Raw genomic sequence first — 22,044 nt, forward strand, 5'->3', positions numbered from 1 at the left:
TCCAGTACGGACGAGCGCGGCAGCCCGGTGAGTTGCCCGGTGTCATGCTCGGCCACGCCGGTGCGGTCCACCGTCTTCCGGGCGCGGGCCGCTTCGTACGCCAGGTTCTCCGTACGGGCCTTCCTCTTGCCTTCGGCCTCAGCGGCTTATCGGGCCCTCTCCCGTACACGGCGGAGCAGGATAGGGGCAGGCGCGTTCACCGGCCATCGGGCACGAGTCGCCGTCGAGCACGACTCGCTGCTCCTGCGCACAGCGTTCCGGAAGAACGTGCGGGGTTGTTGACGGTCACTGTCAGTCGCAGCGGTTGCTGTGCTTCGCCGCCGTACCGGGTGTGTCCCGAAAGTCTTCGGTCTCTCAAGTCCTCGGTCCTTATGGGTGCGTCATACACGGATCCAGCCCTGGCGGGAGTCNNGACTCCCGCCCTGGCCCTGGAGTTTCGCCTCACCGGTCACCACCGGAGCCACCACCACAATGCGATCGATCGCGGGAGCACGGAACATGGGTGGGAGCGATCGAATGGACGACCACTCGTTCGGGCGCCGGCAAGGGCCCGACCCGCACCGTGAGGGATCTGGAATGAGAGACTTTGCTGGGGCCAAGTGGGGCTATGTGACCCGCAGAATCCACGACCGGGNNGGTGGGTCGGTTCGCGAACCGCAGCTCGGGGATCTCGTGGTCGCCACCGTGGCCCACCTGGGCGAGCTCGACCATCTGGAGGATGTCCACGGGCGGCGCGTCCGTCTCTACGCGGGCGACATTGTCGTGGGCGCGTACGGCAACCGATATGCCACGGACTTCTACGAGGGTTACCTGCCGACCGGGCCCAACGTCCATCTGCTGACGGCGGGCGGCCTGGTGGGAACGGTCGCCTCGGCGCATACGCGACGGCTGCCACCGACCGAGCTGAAGGTGATCGGCACGCTGAACGACCGGTCCGGGATGCCGCTGTCGCTGGAACACTACGCGCGGACGCCGTCACCGCACACGGCGCCGGAGTGGGGCACTGTCGTCGTGCTCGGCTCGTCGATGAACGCGGGCAAGACCACGACGGCGTCGGCCCTGGTGTGCGGCTGGACGCGAGCCGGACTGGCTGCCGGCGCGGGCAAGGTCACCGGTTCCGGCAGTGGCAAGGACCGCTGGATGTACATCGACGCGGGCGCCCGCGCCGTAGCCGAATTCCTCGACTTCGGCATGTCGTCCACGTTCGGCTACCCGGTGGAGCGGCTTCAGGCCACGATGATCGCCATCCGCGATGCCCTGGTCGACGACGGTGCGGACGCGGTCGTCCTGGAGATAGCCGACGGGCTGCTGCAGTCCGAGACGCGGGCGCTCGCCGAGTGCCTGCCCGGATTCGCCCACGGTGTGGTGCTCGCGGCGGCCAACGCGCTGGACGCGGTGGCGGGGGTGACGATCCTGCGGGGACTGGGGGTCCCGGTACGTATGGTGAGCGGCCTGGTCACCGCCAGCCCCCTTGCCTCCCAGGAAGCGCACGCGGCCACGGGACTGCCGGTCTTGTCCCCGCCACAGCTGGCCAACGGCGCGGCCGTGGACCTGGTGCGTGCACCGGCCCGGCAGACCGCCGCCACGACGGGACCCTTCGCCGACGCCGCTGCCTGGGGCTGATGCCCCGTGATCCCGGCGATCGTCTACATACCTGACGGGCGTCCCCGGCCCGGGGAGTTGCGCGAAGTCGCCCTGGACGTTCTCGAACTGCGGCCGGCCGAAGTGGTGCTGCCCGAGGCCACGGTCCGTGACGAACGCGGCGGGCGGCTGTTCGACGGCTCCACGTTGATGTTCGACCCCGCGGCCGGTGGCGGCCCCCTGGCCGACGCCGCCGCCGACCGGCAGGCCCGGGCATTCGGCGTGACCAACACGGCCTTCCACGTCCAGCGTGCCCTGCGGTTCGCTTCTGCCCTGCTCGGCCACCCGCTCCCTCACCTGCTGGTCAGAATCGGGATGCACGACCAGCCCCGCCGCTGGCACGGAGGGCACTACCGGCTTCCCAGGCCGTCACTCACGGACGAGCCCGCCACTCTCAGCTTCGCGGGTGAGATCCATCTGGGGGGCGGCGACGGATTCGTCCCGGCACCGGACGGCAGCCCGTATTTCCATGCCCCCGCGCACAACGTCGCGATCGTCTGCCACGAGGTCGGCCATCATCTGTGCCGGCACACCGCCGACTTCCGGCTCAACCGGCTGCGTCCTCCGGCGCAGCAGACGAACCGGAAAGTCGCCCTGGACGAGGGCACGGCAGATGTTTTCACGGCCATCCTGCTGGGCACCCCGGACATCTACGGCTGGCACCGCGGGGCCATCGCCGAGTGGGACCAGCGGCGCCGCAAACTCCAGCCCCGGTGGACGATGGCGCACTTCTGGGGCGGGCGGGACCGGGACCCGCACGCCGACGGCACCGTGTGGGCATCGGCCTGCTGGTCCGCCCGTGAGCGGGTCATCGCCACGGGTGCCGACGCGGCGCGCTTCGATACGGCGCTGCTGCGCGGTATGGAGTCGGCGGGTGCCGATACAGGAGCCGGTGCCGTAGCTGAAACCGGAGCCGGGGCCGGAGCTGGAACCGGAGCCGGTGCCGTGGCTGGAACCGGAGCCGGGGCCGGAGCCGATGCCGTGGCTGGAACCGAAGCCGAAGCCGAAGGCGGAGCCGGGGCCGGAGCCGACGCCGGAGCCGCCCGGCTGACCAAGGACGCCTTGAACCAGCGTCGCCAATTCTCACGGCTGCTGTCCGCGATCACGCGTGCCGACCCGGAACTCGCGCCGGTGGTGCTGACCGCCATGGCCGAGCACGGCATACGCCCCGGCGCGAGCAACACAGCTCTCAAGGACGCCGCCCGCGCGGACCTGACCGGGGAGGTGGGCAGATGAAAGACCGCCGTGCCGATGTGGGAATGATGCGACACCTGTGGCGATTCCGTTCCTACGGCCGCCCGCACCTGGGCACACTCGTGCTCGGCGTGGGACTGCGCATCGGAGAACTGATCGCCGACCTGGCGGCACCCTGGCCGCTGGCACTGGTCATCGACAACGTACTCAAGGGCCGGACCAGCGGCCCACTGGTCTGGCTCACGGGCATCGTGGGCGATTCCCCGCTGGCCATGCTCACTGTGGCCGCCGTCGCCCTGCTGCTGATCACCCTCGCCTCGGGGGCCTTCGACTACCTCGGTGACCGCGTGATGAACAGCGCCGGGGAGCGCATCACCGCGGAGATCCGTACGGACGTCTTCGCCCATATGCAACGGCTCCCCATGAGCTACCACGACAGACAGGCGGCCGGGGAGCTGACGAGCCGCGTCGCGATCGACACCAGCCGGATCCAGGACGCTCTGGTCGACCTGTTCTCCACACTTCTGCCCGGACTGCTGGCCCTCGCGGGCTACGCCACCGTCATCCTCTCCGTCGACTGGCGCCTGGGACTGATCGCGATCGGGGGCGCCCCGCTGATACTTTTCACGGCCGCCCGCTACACCCGGTTGACCCGCAAGACGGAACGGCGGCAGCGCGCCGCCGAAGGACACCTCGCCGCCTTCGTCACCGAATCCCTTCAGGGCATCCGTACCATCCACGCCTTCGGCCGCCAGGATCTGCACGACGCGCATTTCGCCGCCGGCAACAGCACCACCCTCGACGCCGGCCTGCGCAGCGTCGAACTGCGGGCCCGGTTCACCCCCCTGCTCGAAGCCGCCGCCGCGGTGGCCACCGCGGCACTGCTGTGGGCGGGCGGCTTCGGTGTCGTGAACCACTGGTGGACCGTCGGTCTGCTGGTCGTGGTGACCAGCTACCTCAAGGACATGATCAAGCCCATGCGATCGATGTCCCGCCTTTCGATCACCTTCCCCCAGGGCGCGGCCTCCGCGGAGCGCGTCGCCGCCATCCTCGACCAGCCCTCGCCGCCCCCGCCGTCACGCCGGCGCCTGCCCAAGCGCGCCACCGGCCGAATCGACCTGCGCGACATCACCCTCGACTACGGCCGCGGCCCCGTCCTGAACCACTTCGACCTCACCGTCCACCCCGGCGAACACCTCGCGCTGCTCGGACCCAACGGCTCCGGCAAATCCACCGTGCTCTCCCTCATCGCCGGGCTCTACCCGCCCACCCGCGGGCACCTGCTCCTCGACGGACTTCCCCTCACCGACATCCCCGCCATCTGGCTGCACCGCCAGATCGCGGTCGTGCTGCAGGACACGTTCCTGTTCTCCGGCACCATCGCCGACAACATCAGTTACGCCCGACCCGACGCCGGCCCGCACGAGATCGCCCGGGCGGCGGAGGCGGCCCTGGTCACCGAGTTCACCGAACGCCTGCCCGATGGCCTGGGCACCCGGCTCGCGGACCGAGGCGCCGGACTGTCCGGCGGCCAGCGCCAACGCGTCGGCATCGCCCGCGCCATGCTCGCCGACGCCCCCGTCGTGCTGCTCGACGAACCCACCACGGGGCTGGACAACGCCGCCGAGGAACTCGTCGTCCACGCGCTCGGCCGCCTGGTCGAGAGCCGTACAGCGGTCATGACCACCCACCGGCCGGCCCTCACCCGCCTCGCCACCCGCACCATCCATCTCCACGACGGCGCCCTGCGCATGCGGCACAGCCTGGCCTCGGCATCGGCCCGACGGGAGGCCGCCCGAGCAACCCGTCGAACCGCCTGAACGGCCCAGTCCCCGCCACGATCGAAGCCGCCGATCCGCACCAACAGGACACCCGCACGGGCCCCCCAACCGACCTCAGGACACCCCCAGAAACCACCCAGGGGCCCGATCCGCTAAGCGGATCAGGCCCCTGACCTGGTACTTCACTGTCGGGGTGGCGGGATTTGAACCCACGACCTCTTCGTCCCGAATGAGGCTCGTACGCGATCGCGACCAGGGGTAGTTGATATTCGCGCTGGTCAGAGGCTTGGTGAGGGGTGGTCCTGTGTGGTCTTCGAGGGTCTCTGGGGGAAGATCATCTCCCAGATTTCTCCCAGCGAGGGGAGGCCCGGGTGCCCTGCTCGGCTTCCGGAGTGGGTTGCGGGAGCGAGTTTGCGCAGGGTGGAGCCTCCGTAAGGTGAGGGACTTGCGGTCGGCGCGCAGTCGCACGGCGGCGCTCTGTCAGCTGCCAGCGTCGGCGTCGGTGTTCGAGGACTGCCTTCCACAGTTCCAGGCGATGGCGAGAGTCCTTCGGGAACGTGAAGCGGAGGACTCCGAGGACGATGGTTGCCACCAGCACGGATATGGACTCTGGATGGTCGGTGAAAAGCGACACGGATCAGTCCTCCCCCTCGCGCAGATCCAGCGAGGCGGTGCCCAACAACACCCGGAATGCATCACCGCGGCGGGTGACTCTCGCGCTCTTGATTCCGGCCTCCCGGTGAGTCAAGGCCCGGGCCAGGTCGTGAGGTTCGGGGTAGCCGGTCCAGCGGAACTCCCACGAATCACCAGCGCCCCACAGTCGGCACACGGCGCCGTCCCGGAGCACAGCTGGCTCTCTCCTGTGTTCTACTTCGGGGCGCTCCAGAGGATCCCAGGACAAGCTGGTCGCCCAGCGCCTCCGTCGGTCCACCAGGTTGTAGCGGGACACGAGACCGGCCAGCAGGGTGGCGGCATCGCCCGAGATCGGGGGAACCCCCGCCAGTGCACGACGCTCGTGCGCCATGAGGTCCTGGCCGACGGTGAGGTAGCGATCCCGGGGTATGAGGCTGCGCTTGCCGCCACGCTGGCATCCAGCCGGGTCCCCGGTGATGCTCAGCTGTGCACCAGTCGGCAGATGGCGCAGGCGGACAGAAGCATGTCCATGGCAGTTGTACGTGCCCTCGTACCGCAGGCCAGGAACACCGTGCGAGCCGTCCCAGGCGGCGGGCATCAGCCGGGTGGCCACGTTCTCCGGGGCGCGCTCCGCCACCATCACGAACCGGTCCCGACGGGGCGACATTACCGGGTCGTACGAGGCGACAACCGCATGGTTCCACCTCGCTGTTGGGCCCGTGTATAGGTTGCCGTTGAAGAGAGCGAGCGCCAACAAGGCTCGAAAGGAACGCTGTTCGTCCGAGCAGTGATCTAGGCCCAGCCCGTGAATGCCGCCTCGGATCGCGAACCCGGCGGCGTCCATGCTCTCGCCGGTGTACTGGGCACGGAGCTCAATCCGGTCCTCGGCCGACAGGCTGTGGACGGGCAGTCCGCCCAATTCCTTGGCGGCGGCCAACCTTGCCGTCTGGTAGGGGACGGTGCCTCCCGACTCGTCCTGCATTCGGCGTGCGAGTTCGGTGATGTCCTTGTCGAGCGTCATGTACGGCTCCTGGTGGGCGCGCCTCAGTGCTCCCGCCCACTGCGCCCCATAGGAGGAACAACAGCTCTACCTCACGCGCGCCCGACGGCACTTTGCGTCCTCAACCCTGGACGGCTGCGGGAGGAGCCCAGGTCCGACGTAACGGCGAGCGTGGTCGCCTCACCGGATCATAGCGCCTTCGCGGCGTGCAGCCTTGCAACCCTCTGGGCCTCGACAGATCAAAGTGGAGGCCCAGACACATAGCCGAGGGAAACCGTCAAGGATCCGTCGCTGACGGGTTGGCAACTTCGGAAAGGAGGAGCGAGGTCTTCGTCCATGGGGCGGTCACGGCGGACCGAGGACCTGTGCCATCTGGGTTCCCAAGTCGGCGATGATCTCAAAGGCCACCTTTTCCGGAGCCCGTATGGCGTAGTAAGCCAACACTGCAACGCCGAGGGACACATACCACCAGGAGTAGAGGTTCGTCCGGTGAGGGAGTTCGAGACGTAGGGCCTTGAACACTATCGCTGCCAGTGCGCCGGTCTCGAGCGTGTAGAGGGTGGACCAGAAAAGGGCTGGGCCAGGATCCGCGGCCCAGGTGTCTCCGTGATCGTGGTCTGTCAGGGACTCGCGGCCCGCCCACGCCACATCCACGGCACGGTGCGGCCGGCTAGAAAATCCGTGTTTGTACTACGTAGGACGGCCAGGGCCACCATCATGTACGGATCTCGGAGAGAGGCCGACTCATGACTACTGCCCTTGCCAAAGGCGGCAATACTGCCCTGTCTGCTGCGGCTTGCAGCGTCACCCTCAGCGCCCCTACGACGGGCATTGATGTGTCTGCTGTCCTGCTCGGGCCGGACGGCAGGGTGCGGAGTGACGACGACTTGATCTTCTACAACCATGCTGCGCAGGACGGGGTCAGGCTGAGCGGGCAGACCATCGTCGCGGATCTTGCCGCGATCCCGGAGACAGTGGACCGCGTTGCCATCGTCGCCAGCATCGATCCGGAGCTGCGGGTTAGGTATTTCGACGCGAGTAGCACCCCGCATGCGGTCATCGAGTGTGGCGGTGTTCGAAGTACCTTTGAGCCGCCGTCGCTCATGCATCGGGAGACAGTGGCTGTGCTCGTCGAGCTGTACCGGCGTGCGGGCGGCTGGAAGGCTAGGGCAGTGGGCCAGGGGTGGGACACGGGTCTGGCGGGGTTAGCGTCGGACTTCGGCATTGTTGTTGATGACCCTGGCCCTGTCACGGCGGCTCCTTCAACCGTCACACCCGCGCGAAGCCGACAGATGTCAGCTGTGGCGTCACCGCCGGGGCCGGTGACGGCACCGGTCCGGCCGCCTGTGCCGTTGGGCAAAGTGCTCCTGGCCAAGGCCGGCCAGGCGACCATCGACATGCGTAAGGACGACCCGAGCCTTGTAGTGACAGCCACTCTCGAGTGGAACGGCGGAAGTGCAGCACGAAGAAGGGCCGGGGCAGACCTGGACCTCTACGCCCTCTACGTCCCTCGGAGTCTGGTCACCTCACCCGGGCAGCGCCCGGTCAAGACGGACCATGCCGTCTACTACCGGCAACTCGGATCGTCAGTAGCGCCCCCCTACATCGCACTGGACGGCGACTCCAAAGTGCCAGGTCGAGAGACGATCACCATCCGTCGCCCAGACCTCCAGGGCTACGTCCTGCTATGCGCTTACAGCGCGGTGGAGAACGGAACAGGTTCTTTCAAGTCGTACGGCGCTCAGGTGGCGGTCACGGATGGGCGCGGGTCCACGGTGACGGTGCCCTTGTTCAACAATCGCAACCTGTCCTACTGGGTCGCCATTGCCCTGATCGACTTCAATGTTCCAGGCGGTGTGGAGATCCGGCATGTGGAGAAGTACAGCGGCAACCACGTTGAGGCCCGACCCACGCTGTACTCGAGTGGGAACTTCCGCATGAGTACCGGAAAGATCGAGTTCAAGACGAGGTAGATCTGACGGCGGGCATGGACTCTCAGAGGAGTGCGAGCCTGAACGCAGCGGCCCGCTTGGCCATCCTCTGCTTCCAGGGCGTTGGGTCCTCCTCGGCGATCTCCTGCCACAGCGCGGCAGATGCGGAACCGAATGCCGTCAGCGCCTCCGGGTCGGTGTTCCGCCACGACGGGAAGCGGCCTGCGAACACGATCGCGTCCTCCGCCGGGTGGCCGGCGTCCACCAGCCTCAGTGCCAAGGCGCCTGGATCGATCCACGCCGCACCGCGCGTTGGCCATGCCCAGTCGATGAGGCGGGCACGCCCGTCGGCGATGAGGACGTTGTGCGGTGCGAAGTCGGTGTGCAGCAGGGTGTTGCCGCTGAAGTGCTGGAGCGTTCCGGGCGGAGCGTAGTCCGCCCAGCGGTCCACCGCGTCCTTGATCTCTATGTCGGCCGGAGCGGTGATTCGTTGCAGTTCGGTGAGCGCGGCTTCTACGAGCACCAAATCGGCGGAGCCGGGGCTGTAGTCGGCGTGGCGACCGCTGAGGACCTCGTATCCGAGAAGGCTCCATCCACCGACTTCCAGGTGCCAGTACAGGCGGGGACAGGACGTTGGCAGGTGGGGGGCGATCTCCGCCTCGCGGCGCTGTGCTGCGACCTGCGGATGATCACTCGCGATGCCCTTCACGAAAACGCTGCCGCTCTCGGTCTCCAGGACGGAGGCGACGCCGGAGTTCATGCCGCCGGTCATGGTCACCGCCTGATGCACGGGGCCGGTCTTGTCAGTGACAGCTTGGCGGACGTCGGCGGGGAGCTGATCGAAGGGAATGCGAGACATGGACATGCGCGGTTCCTCATGGGGCTCGGAGACAAGGGAGTGCCGCCCCGGCCAGGGTATGACCGGGGCGGCACTCATGGGGCGCGTACGCGAGCGGTGCGGCGCCCGCCTGCGGTGTATCTAGTACGGCTGGTCGTCGCCGGCCGAGCAGCTGCACTCGGCGCCCTCGGCGGCCTCGTCCAGGTCGGTGATGATCTGGACCTCGTCGTCGCGGATGGCCCCAGCCGGCAGTGGCACGGGCAGGGTGCCGGTTGCACCATCGGTGGGGCGCCGTCCGATGGTGAGCAGCACCGGTTCGCGCGGCGGGGTGACGGTTGTGGTGGGTGGGGTCATGATCCGTAGCCTCCGTGTTGGCAGTAGAGCTCTCGTCGGTCCCCCGCTTCCTGGTAGAGCTTGGCCAGCGGCCGACAGGTGCGGCAGGTGCCGACCTTCGTGCAGCCGGAGCATCCACCGGTGCGGAGCTGTAGGGACTCGGCGATGGCGCCGAGCCGGGTGAGGGCGGCGACGCCCTCGGTCACGAGGTTCACGCTCGGATCGCGGCCGACCTTGCAAACGGACGCGATGCCGTGTGGGTTGACGTGGAAGAACGTCCGGCCGGCATTGCAGCCGGTGAAGACGCTCCGGGCCTTGATGTGGCCCTCGGCCTGCGTCGCCAGCGGGTTCGCCTCGCCGTCGATCGTCGGCGACATGTTCGTGAAGACCTGGTACGGGAAGCCGTAGCGCGCGCACAGAGCCACCATCGCGTCGACCTCATGGGCGTTGTCGTCCGACACGATCACGTTCAGCCGGACCGGCAGCCGGTCCTGGTGGGCCGCGTCCAGCCCCTGGATGAACCGGCCGAACGCGCCGCGGTTGCGAGTGACCTTGTCGTACGTGTCCGCGGTCGCGCCGTAGACGCTGAGCGTGAGCCGGTAAGGGCGATGGCGTGCGAACAGCCCGCGGATCGGCGGCTTGCGCAGGGACGAGCCGTTCGAGGAGACCTGCACCATCATCCCGAGCTGGTGGGCGTACTCGTATGCCGCGCCGAACTCGCGGTCGATCAGTGCCTCGCCGCCCGTGATCTGCAGCCAGAGCACGCCCGCGTCGCGCATCGTCCGCAGGAGCTGCTGCTTGCCCGCCCAGTCCAGGCCCTCGAAACGCTTCTCGCCGAGGTAGCAGAACTCGCAGTCGTAGTCGCAGCCGAGGTTGATCTCCCAGGATGCCTTCGCGTATCCGTACGGCGATCGCTCGCGCACGAGGACGAAATCGCCGACCGGCCCGTCAGGCAGCTCGATGCCCCACGCCTGCCGCGCGGCATCAACAAGCCAAGCCGGCAGAGGGCCTCCGACGTGGCTCGCGGCGCGCAGCTCCTCGTAGCGAATCCCAGGAATGCGCACACCGACCGCTCGGCCTGGCTGAAGAAGGAGGTGCTGGGCGAGGAACGGGCTGGCCACGAGACGCGTGCTTGACGCGGCAGGCACCGCCCGATCCGGTGTGCCGGTTACGGTCATCGGACCTCCAGAGGGCGGTCGTCGTGGTTTGGGACGGGAGGGCTGATCGACTGTGCGGCGTCGTCCGCGGTCTTGAAGCAGGACCAGATGATCTTCCCGAGCGGCGTACGGTCCCTCACTCCCCACTCGTCGGACAGCGCGGCCACCAACGTCAGGCCCCTCCCGGAGATGTCTGTGGCGGTCGGCTCGCGTACGACGGGCTGCTGGCGACGGCTGTCGTGCACTTCCAGGCGTACGCAGTTGTCGTCGATGTCGAGCCGGACGAGGAAGCCGTGCCCGCGGGCGGTGCCGTGGAGGACGGCGTTCGTGGCGAGTTCGGAGACGCACAGGCGGATGTCCTCGGTGCGGCTCGTCAGGCCCCAGCCGTCCAGCGCTCTGGTGGCGAACTCCCGTGCTTTGCGAACGGACTGGCGGCGGGCCTCGAAGAACTGCTGAAGCGACTCGGGCATGGGGTACCTCATGACTCCGTGCTCAGGAGGAGGAGTGGCGCGGGGAAGCGGCGGTGGGCGGTCTGCTGACGAGGTACGTGGCCAGGCCCGATGCGGGGGCGGCGGGCCAGCAGCAGGCGGGCGCCGGCGGCCTCGATAAGGCGGGTGCGTTCGGCGGCGAGGTGCTTCGGCCCCAGGTGAGACAGGGCGGGGGCGATGACGCCGTAGACGTCAGGAAGGGCCAGCGCGTCCAGCAGGCCGGTGAACGCGGTGGAGCTCGGTTCGGTCGTCGCGCGCCTGTCCTTGAAGACGCCGGAGAGCTGCAGCTCATGGATCCGGCAGTACTCCGTCAGTGACGCCCGTAACGCCGTTTGACGGGCTGCGGAGACTCCGGCCAGCCGCAGGAAGCCGTAGATGACGGGCCCGTTGACCGGGCGGTGCTCGGTAAGGAGTTCCATGCTGGTGACCGTCCAAGGGACTCGACGAAAGAGACCCCTTGAGCGTCGCCGTACCTCAATGTGCAGGGAATCAACGGCTGTTCCACTTGCGCTCTACTTCCGCCCCACCGGCCGCACGATTCTGCTTCCATGGCTGGTGGAAGGGAGCGACGCGTGGCGACCGTGCACCACTGGACCGGCCTGGAGGCCAGAGCTCTACGGCTCGCCCTCCGCCTGAGTGTGCGGGCGTTCGCCGAGCGCCTCGGCCTCGCCGTCGCGACCATCTCGAAGTGGGAGAAGCTCCGGTCCGCGACCGAGCCCCGCCCCGACACGCAGGCCATTCTCGACACCGCGCTCGGTCGCGCCGATGCCTCGGTGCACCTGCGCTTCGAAACGCTCCTGTCGGAGATGGCCGGCCCCGGGCAGGTGGCAGGCGGACGCCGGGTGACGGCTGCCGGGCCCAGAGCCTGGGAGTACGAGTCGTGGAACGACGACCTGGACCGTGCCGTCGTCGCCTTGTCCCGGCAGAACTTCACCTTCGCCGACAGCCTGCTGGGCCGATGGCTCAACCGCTTCACGGCCGCCGAACTCGACGACAAGGGCCTGTACCTCTACGCCCGCTCCACCGCGTTACTCGGAGACCTCAAGCGCGATCAGGGCGCCGTGCTCGGCCCACTGTCCGCACGCCACTCCTACGCGGGCGCGCGCTCGATCTTCACCGAGCTCGACATTCCCCGCCGTGTCGCCCAGCTCGATCTGTCCCTCGCGGTCGTCGCGGAGATGTCCGGTGACCTGGAGACGTCGGCCCGTACGTACGGGACGCTTGCCGTCGATGACAGGCTCTCTCGCCGTGACCGGGCCAGAGCCCGCCTGTGGGTGGGCACCGCACTCAGCAAGGACGGCAACCATGACTATGCGACCCGCGTGATGCAGGCCGCGACCCGTGAATTCGAAGACCTCACCGAACCTGACGACTGGTCGGTGGCCCATCAGAAGCTCGCCCTGGCCCGCCGGGGCGTCGGAGACCTCACCCAGGCCCTGCACTTCATCGACATCGCCCGAAGCAGCGGGAGCACCGACTCACCGATGCAACGCGTACGACTGGACACGGCTCATGGCCACATCCTGCTGTCCGACGCGGCGACCCGCGATGATGGGCTACGCGTTCTCGGCCAGGCAGCTCGGGTGGCCGCGCAGTACGGCCTCGTGCACCAACTGCGCAGTATCGAGAGCGTCAAGGCCAGCAGTGAGGGGCCGCCCGGGGCCTCGCCGACGGTGATCAGGGAGATGAACGCGTGAGTGACAACCAGCAGGCCATCACCGAAGACCAGTGGCACCAGGCCAAGGCGATCTGGGACTACCACCAGATGCACCACCAGGCCCACCCCGTGGACGTGGCGATTGGCCTGGGCAGCCACGACCTGGGGGTGGCCACGCGCGCCGCCGAGCTGTACCACGCGGGTCTGTTCCCCACGCTGGTCTTCACCGGCGGCAACAGCCCGACCACCGCCAAGGTCTTCCCACGCGGCGAAGCGGTCCACTTCCGCGAGCACGCCATCGACCTCGGCGTCCCCGCCTCCGTGATTCTGCTGGAGCCCCACGCCGCGAACACCGGGCAGAACATCACCCTCGCCCGTGAGGTCCTGGCCGATGCCGGCATCACCCCGGAGAAGGTGCTGCTGGTCTCCAAGCCCTACATGGAACGGCGGTCGTACGCCACCGCCCGCAAGCTGTGGCCCGAGGCCGAGATGGTGTGCGCCTCGGAAACGCTGGAGTTCGACGACTACCTCAAGTCCATCGGCGACGAGAAGCTCGTGGTGGACATGCTCGTCGGCGACCTCCAGCGGGTGATCGAGTATCCGAAGCTCGGGTTCGCCATCGAGCAGGAGGTCCCGGAGGACGTGCATGCTGCGTACGAATCCCTCATCCACGCCGGCTTCACCAGGCGCCTCATCGCTTCCTGAACTCTCTTCCCCGGGCGGCCTGCGCGCCATCCAGCAGCCCAACTTCATGCCCCGGCTGACCACGCTGGCCAAGCTGTTCGCGGCGGACCACTGGATCGTCCTGGAAGACGTGCAGTTCGTCCGCCGCGACTACCAGCATCGCGCTCGCATCGCCACACTCGACGGCCTTGGCCCGAACCGGTGGCTGACCATCCCCACTCACCGCCCCTCCGGGCGCGCCACCCTCATCAGAGACACCCTGATCGCCGACCCTGCCGCGGCCCGACGCAGAGCCTTATCGATCCTGCGCCAGCAGTACGGGATCAGCCCACACTGGCCCGCGCTTGACCGCGCCCTCCAGCCGGTCTGGGACGCCTTCGACACAGGAAGAGTCGCACCGGTCGCCACTGCCTCGACCCGCGCCCTGCTCGAACTGCTCGGCTGGCGGGGACAGATCTTCACCAGCAGCGCCCTGCCTGCACGCACGGGTCGGTCCGAGCGGCTGGCCGACCTGGCCGACGCCACTGGCGCACGGGCGTATCTGTGCGGCACCGGCGGCATGACCTACCTGGACCATGCCCCCTTCACCGAGCTGGGCGTAGCCGTCGTCCCGTTTCTCTCGCCGGCCACTGGTCTGTGGGCCTCGGGGCGACAGGTCAGTGCTCTGCGGGCGTTGGCCTTCCGCGGCCCCGACGCTGTGGGATCCCGGTTCCGGGCTCTCGCGTTCGCCCATGATGCGCTGGGGTGCGCGGCCTGACACCCGCTTCGGGTACGGAAGCGGGTGTGATCAGCGTCGACGTGCCTGTGGCGGCTGTGGCTGCGAGGCCGCGACCGCTGCCGGGCTGACCGCTGTGCCTTGCCGCCGTGCCGCGCTCCGCATCCGTGCCACTCGTGCACGGTCGCTCGGAACCGGCCTGGTGCTGAGCCGCTCGATGCGCCAGGTCAGTACCCGTGCAGGGCTGCGGGCGTCGTTGAGCGCCCGTTCGTCGGTGGCCTGCTGCAGTAGCTGCTTCGGATCATGCCCGGCCTTCTCGGCGGTTGCGAGGGCGGCGGTGAGGGCGTCGAAGGCCGGGTCCTCGACCACCTGCTCGGCGTGGGCAGGCATGGCCTGTCGGATGAGGAGGATGTGCCGTTTCACGATCTGCTGGGGTGGCCGGCGCTGGGCGAGGGCGGTCAGGGGTGCGGTGGCTGTCTGCTCGTAGGCGGCTTGCAGGTGGATCAGGGTCTGGTGGGCTGCGGCCACCTGTTGGTCGTGGTGGCGGAGCTGGTGCCAGCGGGCGGCGGCGATGACGGCGAGGATCGCGGCGTCGAGGAACATCGCCAGCAGCGCGCCGTCCTTGGGGGCGGGCTCGCGGACCATGGCTCGTACGGCGCTACGCAGGGCGCGGGCGTGCTGGTGCTCGGCCTGGACGCGGGAGCGGGTGGCGCGCTCGAACGCCTCGGCTGCCTACCATAGCTGGGGACGAATCTCCTGGGGTGCGCGCATCGGCAGGGCGTCGAGGGCTTCGCCGAAGGCGGCCAGGTGGGCCTGAGCGGCTGCATCGTCATCGCCGTCGAGGTGGTGGGGGATGCGTTCCGCGGCGGCGGTTGCCTGGTGCCACGGGTTCACCCGACGGGGGCTGTGCTGGGGTTCGGTGGCTTCTAGACGCTTGCGGATCTTGGGGAGGGACAGGTCGGGGGAGAGTTCGGAGCCGGAGTACCAGATCAGCTCCTGCTGGGCGTTGACGTCGCCGTCGAGGGCGACGGTGTAGCCGCGTACATCACCGGACGGGAAGTGCTTGATGTGCACGAGGATGCCGTCGGTGTGCTCCAGCAGGTGGACGAACTCCTCGGTGCTGGTGGCGGCGGCCACGGCGGTGCGCACGGTGGTGCGCAGGTGTTCGCGGGCGGTGCGGGCTTGGCCGGCGCGCTTGGCCTTCTCCTGCTCGGCACGGGTGGGCCGTTTCGCGGCTGTGCGATCCCCGCGTATGACCTGGAAGAGACCGTACTCCTTTTCGACGGCTGCGAGTTCGCGGTCGGCAGTGAGGTAGTCGTTCCAGTGCCGGGCGGTGCGCAGGTCGGCGCGAACTGTGCTGGCGGCGATGTGGATGTGGTCGGGGGCGTGGCGGACGGCGACCCAGCGGCAGCCGTCCGGATCGCCGTCGGGTGCGATGCCGGTTGCGGCGACGATCCGGCGGGCGATGTCGCCCCATTCCTCGTCGCTGAGGTGGCGGTCGGTCTTGGTGGCGCGGATCGAGCAGTGCCACACGTGCTTCTCGGGTGCCCGGCCGAGCCGCGCGGCCTGTTTGACGTGCAGGTCGAGGTCGGCGACGAGAGCTCGCTTCGTGGCGTCGAAATCGGGGGTGCGGCCGGGGTCGGGGGCGAAGCCGTCCCAGGAGGCGACCAGGTGCGGGTTGGTGTGGTCCTTCTTCTTCGTGTCGTAGAGGTAGCGGATCAGGTTGGCGGTGTCCTTGCCTCCGGTGATCTTCGCGATCATCGGGCCGCCTTGTGGCTGACGGCCTGGTTCGCGGCGGTGGCGATGCGGCGCACGGCCTCACCCACGGCGTTCAGGCTCCGGTCGGTCTGGGCGAGGAGGGCGCTGTCCCCAGGGTGTGGATGGCCGCCGGAGTTGAGCTTCTTGGCGATCTGGTTGACGTTGCGGCCGATGGCGGTGACCTGCTCGCGCAGGGCATTGATTTCGTCGATGTAGTCGTCGAGCTGGGTGCGCTGGCCGGCCAGGGTGAGGTCGCCGTGGACGTGGGCCAGAGTGGCTGCGGCAACGTAGTGGGCGCCGCTGAGGTTCAGCGACGCTGCCTTGGCGCGTATGTCGGCCTCTTCCTCTTCGCTGTAGCGGACGTCGACTCGTCCCTCGCGACGGCCGTTGGGGTCGGGCTTGCGACGTTGGGCGACGCGGTGCAAGGCGGCTTCTTCTGCGGCACGCGGCAACAACGGCATCTCGACGGCAGCAGTGCTGTCGGCGACGGCGGTGGGCTGTTCCTGCTCGGGCACCCCCTGGTGCCCGAGTGCCTCCGCCACCCCCGGGGCGGAGGCTTCCCCGTGAGGCCGGCCCTTGGACGGTCCAGCGGGATACCTTGCTGCGCTGTTCAGGCCGGTGGTCATCTCCTGCTGCGGGATGGCGAGTTCGTGGTGCGGGTCGTGCATGGGCTGGTTCTCCGTGGAGTGCTGGGGGCGAGTGTTCGCTGTATGTGGGTGCCCCCCCTCGTGCTTGTCGGCATGGAGGGGGGCGGCCAGGGCGTGCGCTGGATCAGGCGGTGGCGGAGGGAACTGCGGCGGCTTCCCTCTGCTGCTGGAACTTGGCGTCGTCGTACGTGCCAAGACGCTGGCCCCCGAAGCCATCGTCCGCGACAGGCTCGGGGCGACTGGCGCGCTCGGCCCGCAGTTGGTCGCGCACGGTGCGGGCGCGCGTCTGGGCGATCCGCAGTTCGCTGCGCAGCCGCTTGGCGGTCAACTGGTCGTCGCTCCAGTCCGCGGTCAGGCGGCGGCCTTCAGCGAGCACTTCGGCGTCGGTGCGGTGGCGGTCGGTGGCCGACTCGGTGCTGGTGAGACGCGGACCGGTCGTCTCGTGTGGGGCGGCTTCGGTCGACTTCGCCACGGTGGTCGACCGGGGCGGGCGGGCAATGAGGGCCGACTCGCCGGCTCCGGTCGATCCCGTCGTGCGTGCCTCGTCGACCTTCACGGAGGTCGACTCGGACGGCTCCTCGGGAACCGGTTCGGCTCGGTCGACCAACGACGGTGCGGCGTGCTCACCAGCGCGCTGGTCAGCGGATTCCTCTCGTTGCCGGCTGACCGACTGGGTCGAGTCGGCCGCCTCGTGCTTGTGGTGCAGCACCTTTGCTACGAGGTCCGAGCCGAAGTAGATCGACCCGACTGGGAGTGACGTGGCCAGCAGTACGAGGGTCCAGTTCGCAGGCTCCCAACTGGTGAGTCGACCCAGCCGAGCCGACTCGGTGTGCAGGGTCGGTATGAGCCCGTGGACGTAGTTCAGCAGGAGGCTGGCGACCGTGTAGGTCGCCAGTACACGTAGCGCGAACTCTCGGTCGGGGCCGGTCAGCACAAGCGTGGCGATGAGCGCGAGGGCCATGAGCCCGTCGACCACGACCGGGTAGAGCAGTGCAGCGGTGGGATCGGCGCCGATGGCACGGGCTACGTCGGACAGTGCGTTCCACGAGACACGGAAGGCCATGAGGACGACGGCAATCAGGCCGAGGACGAGGGTGGCGCGTGCGCCCGCCCGGTGTCCACTTCCAGGATCGGCAGCGGGGCGACGCTGATGCGAATCAGTTCGGCTGAGCAGGGCGGTGATGCGTGCAAGCAAGCGAGGGTGCTCCAGGTGGGCTTGAGGCAGCGGCCTTGGTGCGGGGGAGGGCAGGGCGTGGCCGCCGTGAGGTGCGGGGACTCGTACCACTCGTCGCGTGCCTGGTCAGCACAGGTACGAGTGGCGTGGCGATGTCGAGACGACTCGTTGCGGGCACTTCACTCGTCCCCGCGCTGACCTGCGCGGGGACGAGTGATGCGAGTGGAGTCGAGTCAGGCTGCGGTGCTGGGCGCCGGTCCGTCGCCTGAAGAGGCGAGCGCGTCTGCCGCCTTCGGCTCAGGGCAGTAGCGTGCCCAGGTGTCGAGGAATTGGTTGCGCGCGAAGCCCTTGGCCTGGGTGCCCTCCGGGAAGCGGCGGTTGGCCGAGCCGATGCCGTACGGCTTGAGCAGCAGCTGCAGGCCGCGCGGGGTCAGGCCGTTTGCGCCGTACTCCGCCCACGGTGCTTCCCTGTCTGCATTCAGGGATTCCAACAGGTGCTTCGTGCTCAGCACGGCAGGGTCGCCGACGGCGGCGAAGGCGCGGCGGATGCCGACCAAGAGGCGGGTGCGAAGACCGCCTTCCTCGTCCTGGCCGGCCTTGTAGTCGGTCATGGTGCGGCAGGCGGAGCGGGCCAGCGCGGGCCAGTCACCTCCGGCGAGATCGGCGACGATGACCAGCGGTTCCCAGGTGTCCGCCGCGCGGTCCTCGACCGGCATCGGTGGCTCCATCTCCATGGCCAGTTCATAGAGCGGCTGGAGCCAGGCGCGGAGGCGATCGCGGATCGCGTTCAGGGCGGGCGTGTCCCGGCCGGTGCGGAAGGACGCCACCTTCTCGCCCGCTGCTCGGCGGCGCATTCGGATGACCGCCGCGCGGTCCATGATCGTGTCCGGCAGGTCGCCGATCCCAGCCAGTGCCGCCATAGCGAAGGTGGGGAACTCCCGCACCTGGTGCTCGGGGCCGGACACCCGCAGTGTCGGCCGGCCGCGCTGGTGTCCGGCGTTGATGAGACCGCGGACCTCCTCGTTCTTCTCCGCGGCCTTGGTGGTGCTGAACATGGTGTCGGCCTCGTCGACCAGGAGAGTCGGCGGGTCGTCCCCGTCGATCGACCGGAAGATCGCCGCCGCGCTGGCGTTGACCGTGATCAGCCGGTTGTACACGGTCTCGGTGACCACGTCCAGCAGGCGGGACTTACCGCACCGCTTCTCCGGCGCGACGATCGCCAGGCGCGGCGCGTGCTGCCATGCACGCTGAAGGTGCGTCGCCGCGACCCACAAGGCCACCGCTGTGACGGCCTCCTCGCTCGGCATCGCCACGTACCGCTTCAGCTGCGCCCGCAGGTCGTCCAGGATCTGCACCCCCTCGGATAGCGACGTAGGCGAGGCCATGTCGTCGGGGTCCTCTTCTGTTGGAGGCGCAGCAGCGCCGGACGGTTGGCCGGGGACGGCGACTGGGGGCCACGACGTGCCGGAGTCGTCCGGGAGGGATGGCGTATTCGGCTGGGCATCGGTCATACTGGGCATCAGCTCCTCTGCTTGCGGGCCATATGGGACGGCAATCCCGGACTCCGCAGGTTGATCGCTAGGGATGGCGGTTGAGAGGTTTGCGCTTGAGCCCCCGGCATCGCCGGGGGCTTCTTTCATGTGACGTGTGGGCGTGCGGACTCCCGAGGTCAATGGGGTGGGGTGCCACCACTATGCCACACGAATTGCAGATCGCAGAAGTGTTTTGCATCTCGCAGTATCGATGCTACTGTTTAAGCTGCGCTGCAAACCGCAGTGCATCGCTACGAACGGAAGGGTGTGTCAGTGGCGGAGGAGGAGCCGGCCGAGGGCGTTCTGCTCAGCGGTGAGGCGAACGTCGCGACCCGCATCAGGGTGGAGCGCGAGGCGCGCGGCTGGAGTACCAATGCCCTGTCCGACCGGCTCAACGAGGCCGGCTTCGACATGAACCCATCCGCGGTCTGGCGGATCGAAAATGGCAAGCGCCGCATCAACCTCGACGACGCCATCGGCTTCGCCGAGGTCTTCGGCATTGACCTGCGCAACCTCGTCGGGCCACCCCAGCTGGCGGCCAAGGCCCGAGCTATGGAGCTCATCGACGAGGTCTTGGACGCTTTCCGCGCGACGCAGAGAGCCAACATGGCCTTCACCGAGGCGCGCGACGCTCTCGACGCCTACCTCGCCGAGCACCCTGACATCCGCGACGAGGCCGACCTCATGGTCCAGTCCGCCATCGCGGAAGAGGCCAACAAGACCATGCTGAAGATGCACGGCCCTCCGCTCGGCGAGCGCGGCGACACCAGCCCCGCCGCCGACGCATAGCCGCCAGTTCCCACTCCCGTCCTGGGCCCGCAGACCCCCAGCACCGGCATATCTCACCCACATCCCTAGCGATCGACCGGCGAGTCGGCGTTGCCGCGCCCCAAACCCGCCAGAAGAGGACCCACCCCTTGCGTCAACCCGCGATAACCCCTGCCTCCGAACCGACGTCGCCCGCCGAGGCCGGCCTGCCGCGCCTCTACGTCCCCGAGGAAGTCGCCGCCGTACTCGGCTGCTCCGCTTGGTGGGTCAAGGACCGCGCTCGCCGTCGGCTCATCCCGTTCACCCGCGTCGGCCGTGCTTACCGCTTCTCGGACGAGCACCTCGCGGAGATCATCCGCATGCACGAAGAGCGCCCAGCCGTGAATGCGCAGCGCCCTGGCGTCGCTGCTGCGCCGATGCGCAAGCCTCCCACTCGGCACCGTCCTGATGCGGCTGTGCCCACCGTCCGGCTCCAGGCCCGGCCGCCGCGCCGGATGGCCAAATCCCAGTACGGAACCGCTGCTTAACGCAACCCACACGCAAGAAGGGAGGGAAATCTGTGGGGTACGCAGAGAAGCGCAGCGGCTACTGGCGTGGCCGTTACAAGATCGAGGACGGCAAGTACGGCACCGTCGCCGATTCCGCGGGCACCGTGGTCAAGTTCGCCACCAAGCGCGAGGCCAAGCAGGCCGCAGACGCCGAAGAGGTGACCGTTCGCCGTGGCCTGTGGCGCGATCCGGGCCTCGGCCAGGAGACCTTCGGCGAGTACGCGAGCCGCTGGTACGCCGCCCAGGACCTGGCCGCCTCGACGATGCAGAACTACAAGCGCCACATCGAGGAGCACCTGCTCCCCGACTTCGAGGACAAGGCGCTCGCCGGCATCCTGCGTACGGACGTCGAGCTGTGGGAGAAGAAGGAGCGGGCCGGGTACGCGGCCTCCAGCGTCAAGACGTGGCGCGCGACGCTCCACCTGATCTTCGAGGACGCGATCGACGAGGGACTGATCACGTCGAACCCGGCGGCCAGGCGGCGCGGACGGGGCAAGCGCGCCGGCCGCTCCCGTGACCGAGGCCCGGAGAAGGTCGTCACTGACGCGCTCGGCATCCTGCTCACCGCTGAGCGGGCGGCCCTGCTGTCCGGCCGTGACGACGAGTTCGTCGCCGTGGTCCTCAAGGGCTACACCGGAAAGCGCTGGGGCGAAATTGTCGGCCTGGAAACGGAGTTCGTCCGACCCGGCGTGTTCCGTGTCGAGTGGCAGCTGTACGAGCTGGACACCGGTGAGCTGGTGCGTTGCCCGCCGAAGGACGACAGCTACCGCAACATTGACTCGATGGGCTGGCTGTCGTCCCTGGTCTTCGACCACATCGCCCGTACGAAGCCGACGCCGTGTCCCTGTCACGGGAGGACGTACGTTTTCCGGGGCCAAGGGGCAGCGCGTACCGGCGGGCACCAGGGCGCGAAGCTGGTCGACGTCGCGCGGCTGGCGGGCGTCTCCACGGGGACGGTTTCCAACGTCCTCAACCGACCCGACCGGGTCGCCGAGGCCACCCGGGTGCGGGTCGAGAAGGCCATTGCCGACCTCGGATTCGTACGGGGCGGCACGGTGTCGGAGCACGCGCCCCACTGGCGCAGGAACGGCTTCGCGACATGGCTGTTCACCCCGGCGGCCTCGGGCTGGTACCCGAAGAAGGCGCCGCAGGAGGCTCGCCCCGTGCCCATACTCGGCGAGCGGTGGCCCGGCGTCCCCGCACGGGGGCGGGGCGCCACCGATCGCGCTGATGCCTGCTGGCTCCCGATCGCCAAGGGCCTCACACCCCACGGCCTTCGCCACACCCATCGGACGATGATGGAGGACCTGGGCACCGAGAAGGTGCTCATGGACGAGCGCATGGGCCACCTCGACGGTTCGGTCTCCGCGCGCTACGCCCACGTCACCCCCGGCATGCGAGAACGCCTCAAGCTCGGCCTGAGCCAGCAGTGGGAGGCAGCACTCGACGCCCGTCTGGCCCTGTGCCCGACGTCACCGGTGCGCGTCCTCAACGACCTTCTGCGCGCACGCGCGGCCGTCTTCCGGTAGCCCCACCCGGTGCCCCACAACACTGTTGTGGGGCAC

19 protein-coding genes and 1 pseudogene are annotated in these 22,044 nt (G+C 68.8%); 9 read left to right on the forward strand and 11 right to left on the reverse strand.

Features of this window, described 5'->3' with window-relative positions:
- Positions 1 to 1,629 precede the first annotated feature (1,629 nt).
- Positions 1,630 to 2,877, forward strand: a complete 1,248-nt coding sequence (locus tag BFF77_RS35975) for a hypothetical protein (RefSeq protein WP_169922734.1) — start codon at positions 1,630 to 1,632, stop codon at positions 2,875 to 2,877.
- Positions 2,874 to 4,655, forward strand: a complete 1,782-nt coding sequence (locus BFF77_RS27070; RefSeq protein WP_079125534.1) for an ABC transporter ATP-binding protein — start codon at positions 2,874 to 2,876, stop codon at positions 4,653 to 4,655. Before BFF77_RS35975 ends, BFF77_RS27070 begins: the two co-directional genes overlap by 4 nt.
- Positions 4,656 to 5,253: 598 nt before the next feature.
- On the opposite strand, the gene BFF77_RS27075 is transcribed toward BFF77_RS27070, so the two are convergent.
- On the reverse strand, positions 5,254 to 6,270 hold the full coding sequence (locus BFF77_RS27075) for a hypothetical protein (RefSeq protein ID WP_066954743.1): 1,017 nt from the start codon (positions 6,268 to 6,270) through the stop codon (positions 5,254 to 5,256).
- A gap of 324 nt (positions 6,271 to 6,594) precedes the next feature.
- Positions 6,595 to 6,903: a hypothetical protein gene (locus BFF77_RS27080; protein ID WP_066954746.1), complete on the reverse strand. Its 309-nt coding sequence runs from the start codon at positions 6,901 to 6,903 to the stop codon at positions 6,595 to 6,597.
- 92 nt (positions 6,904 to 6,995) lie between these two features.
- Between BFF77_RS27080 and BFF77_RS27085 the strand changes: the two genes are divergently transcribed.
- The gene (locus BFF77_RS27085) at positions 6,996 to 8,222 is read left to right on the forward strand and encodes a TerD family protein (RefSeq protein WP_066954749.1); all 1,227 of its coding nucleotides are present in this window, start codon (positions 6,996 to 6,998) and stop codon (positions 8,220 to 8,222) included.
- Between the two features lie 22 nt (positions 8,223 to 8,244).
- Here the strand turns inward: BFF77_RS27085 and BFF77_RS27090 are convergent, their stop codons facing one another.
- The 5 genes from BFF77_RS27090 to BFF77_RS27110 form a co-directional block, all read right to left on the reverse strand.
- Positions 8,245 to 8,970 carry a phosphotransferase family protein gene (locus tag BFF77_RS27090; RefSeq protein WP_245703723.1) on the reverse strand — a complete coding sequence of 242 codons (726 nt, stop codon included), beginning with the start codon at positions 8,968 to 8,970 and terminating at the stop codon, positions 8,245 to 8,247.
- A 189-nt stretch (positions 8,971 to 9,159) separates the two neighbouring features.
- The gene (locus BFF77_RS27095; RefSeq protein WP_066954755.1) at positions 9,160 to 9,372 is read right to left on the reverse strand and encodes a hypothetical protein; all 213 of its coding nucleotides are present in this window, start codon (positions 9,370 to 9,372) and stop codon (positions 9,160 to 9,162) included.
- A complete protein-coding gene (locus BFF77_RS27100) occupies positions 9,369 to 10,472 on the reverse strand; it encodes a radical SAM protein (RefSeq protein ID WP_079125535.1) in 1,104 nt (367 codons plus the stop codon). The genes BFF77_RS27095 and BFF77_RS27100 overlap by 4 nt, the downstream gene beginning before the upstream one ends.
- A gap of 53 nt (positions 10,473 to 10,525) precedes the next feature.
- On the reverse strand, positions 10,526 to 10,978 hold the full coding sequence (locus tag BFF77_RS27105) for an ATP-binding protein (RefSeq protein ID WP_066954760.1): 453 nt from the start codon (positions 10,976 to 10,978) through the stop codon (positions 10,526 to 10,528).
- Positions 10,979 to 10,986: 8 nt separating this feature from the next.
- Positions 10,987 to 11,415, reverse strand: a complete 429-nt coding sequence (locus tag BFF77_RS27110) for a hypothetical protein (protein WP_066954763.1) — start codon at positions 11,413 to 11,415, stop codon at positions 10,987 to 10,989.
- Between the two features lie 153 nt (positions 11,416 to 11,568).
- Between BFF77_RS27110 and BFF77_RS27115 the strand changes: the two genes are divergently transcribed.
- The 3 genes from BFF77_RS27115 to BFF77_RS27125 are packed head-to-tail and all read left to right on the forward strand — an operon-like array spanning position 11,569 to position 14,094.
- Positions 11,569 to 12,693, forward strand: a complete 1,125-nt coding sequence (locus BFF77_RS27115) for a helix-turn-helix domain-containing protein (RefSeq protein ID WP_066954766.1) — start codon at positions 11,569 to 11,571, stop codon at positions 12,691 to 12,693.
- Positions 12,690 to 13,358 (forward strand): YdcF family protein, encoded by a 669-nt coding sequence (locus BFF77_RS27120; protein WP_066954769.1) that lies wholly within the window; start codon positions 12,690 to 12,692, stop codon positions 13,356 to 13,358. Before BFF77_RS27115 ends, BFF77_RS27120 begins: the two co-directional genes overlap by 4 nt.
- A gap of 46 nt (positions 13,359 to 13,404) precedes the next feature.
- Entirely contained in the window at positions 13,405 to 14,094 is a 690-nt protein-coding gene (locus tag BFF77_RS27125) for a WbqC family protein (RefSeq protein ID WP_066954772.1), read from the forward strand.
- A 30-nt stretch (positions 14,095 to 14,124) separates the two neighbouring features.
- Here the strand turns inward: BFF77_RS27125 and BFF77_RS27130 are convergent.
- The 4 genes and pseudogenes from BFF77_RS27130 to BFF77_RS27145 form a co-directional block, all read right to left on the reverse strand.
- Positions 14,125 to 15,813, reverse strand: a pseudogene (locus tag BFF77_RS27130) (relaxase/mobilization nuclease domain-containing protein).
- Positions 15,810 to 16,478 (reverse strand): MobC domain-containing protein, encoded by a 669-nt coding sequence (locus BFF77_RS27135; protein WP_066954775.1) that lies wholly within the window; start codon positions 16,476 to 16,478, stop codon positions 15,810 to 15,812. The pseudogene BFF77_RS27130 and the gene BFF77_RS27135 overlap by 4 nt, the downstream one beginning before the upstream one ends.
- 103 nt (positions 16,479 to 16,581) lie before the next feature.
- Positions 16,582 to 17,535, reverse strand: coding sequence for a DUF2637 domain-containing protein (locus BFF77_RS27140; protein WP_281196608.1), 954 nt, complete (start codon positions 17,533 to 17,535; stop codon positions 16,582 to 16,584).
- Between the two features lie 329 nt (positions 17,536 to 17,864).
- Positions 17,865 to 19,142, reverse strand: a complete 1,278-nt coding sequence (locus BFF77_RS27145) for a DUF3631 domain-containing protein (protein WP_066954780.1) — start codon at positions 19,140 to 19,142, stop codon at positions 17,865 to 17,867.
- 294 nt (positions 19,143 to 19,436) lie between these two features.
- On the opposite strand from BFF77_RS27145, the gene BFF77_RS27150 reads away from it, so the two are divergent.
- The 3 genes from BFF77_RS27150 (at position 19,437) to BFF77_RS27155 (ending at position 22,008) form a co-directional block, all read left to right on the forward strand.
- The gene (locus tag BFF77_RS27150) at positions 19,437 to 19,952 is read left to right on the forward strand and encodes a helix-turn-helix domain-containing protein (protein WP_066954783.1); all 516 of its coding nucleotides are present in this window, start codon (positions 19,437 to 19,439) and stop codon (positions 19,950 to 19,952) included.
- Positions 19,953 to 20,080: 128 nt separating this feature from the next.
- Entirely contained in the window at positions 20,081 to 20,458 is a 378-nt protein-coding gene (locus BFF77_RS37215; RefSeq protein ID WP_079125537.1) for a helix-turn-helix domain-containing protein, read from the forward strand.
- 32 nt (positions 20,459 to 20,490) lie between these two features.
- Positions 20,491 to 22,008 carry a LacI family DNA-binding transcriptional regulator gene (locus BFF77_RS27155; protein ID WP_066954786.1) on the forward strand — a complete coding sequence of 506 codons (1,518 nt, stop codon included), beginning with the start codon at positions 20,491 to 20,493 and terminating at the stop codon, positions 22,006 to 22,008.
- Positions 22,009 to 22,044: the final 36 nt, after the last annotated feature.

The sequence above is a fragment of the Streptomyces lushanensis genome (assembly GCF_001700515.1).
Taxonomy (GTDB): domain Bacteria; phylum Actinomycetota; class Actinomycetes; order Streptomycetales; family Streptomycetaceae; genus Streptomyces; species Streptomyces lushanensis.